Origin of the sequence: Polaromonas sp. (assembly GCF_030682935.1) — a bacterium.
Classification (GTDB): domain Bacteria; phylum Pseudomonadota; class Gammaproteobacteria; order Burkholderiales; family Burkholderiaceae_C; genus Polaromonas.
Genome location: NZ_JAUXNA010000395.1, coordinates 1 through 1,063, shown reverse-complemented (window position 1 = coordinate 1,063; position 1,063 = coordinate 1). Strand labels below are relative to the sequence as shown.

The following is a 1,063-nucleotide window of genomic DNA, read 5'->3' as shown; positions in this document are numbered from 1 at the left end:
AAACACTTCCACGGCCCGAATCAGCGGGTGCAGGCGCTGGGCAATCAGCGCCTGGCCGTGGTGGCTGCGCAGTGACGTTTCAATGGTGCGCAGGTCGGCCAGGAAGTCTTCGGCCAGCGCGTAGGCATTTTGCGGCGCCACTGCATGACGCGCCGCTTCGCCACCGGTCAGCGTCTTCAGCGTGGCGGCCAGCCGGGCATAGACCCCGGTCAGGGCGCGGCGGTAGGGCTCGTCCTTGCGGTGTTCGTTGGTGTCGGGCGAACTTTCGGCCAGCAGGCGCATTTCGGGGCTGAAGTCGACCAGCATGGCCGACAGCGACAGCTCGCCGCCCAGGAAGTGCACCTCGGTCAGGTAGTGGCGCAGCGCCACATCGGCCTGGCGGCCCAGCGCGTAGTCGAGCGTGCCGGCGTTGACGTTGGGGTTGCCATCGCGGTCGCCGCCTATCCACTGGCCCATGCGCAAGAAGCTGTGCACCGGATGATGGCCGAGCTCGCGCTCCAGGTTGGCGTAGAGCTTGGGAATCTCGCGCAAAAAGGTCGCTTCGTAGTAGCTCAGGGCGTTTTCAATTTCATCGGCCACCGTGAGCTTGGAAAAGCGCAGCAGCCGCGTCTGCCACAGCTGCATCACGCGGGCGCGCAACTGAGCTTCGTTGGCGGCCAGCTCGCGCGGCGTCAGCGCATCTTTGGCAACCGGGACGGCCTGGGCCAGCGCCTTGGTTTCATCGCGCGCGGTGAGCAACTGCGCAATGGCGCGTTCGGCATCCAGAATGCTTTTGCGTTGGACCTCGGTTGGGTGGGCGGTCAGCACCGGCGAGACAAAGCTGTGGGCCAGCGTGTCAGCGATGGTTTTGGGCGCAATGCCGGCCCAGCGCAGGCGGGCCAGCGCCACCTCGATGCTGCCTTCCTGGGTGTCGCCCGCGCGCTCGTGGATGGCGCGGCGACGGATGTGGTGACGGTCTTCGGCCAGATTGGCCAGGTGGCTGAAGTAGGTAAAGGCGCGGATCACGCTGACGGTCTGGTCGCCGCTCACGCCCTTGAGCAGTTTCTTCAGCGCCTTGTCGGCG

General features: G+C 66.2%; 1 protein-coding gene. It reads right to left on the bottom strand.

Features of this window, described 5'->3' with window-relative positions; translation table 11 throughout:
* Positions 1–1,063: phosphoenolpyruvate carboxylase (locus Q8K05_RS18400; protein ID WP_305248130.1), on the bottom strand; the 1,063-nt coding region annotated here is incomplete at both ends.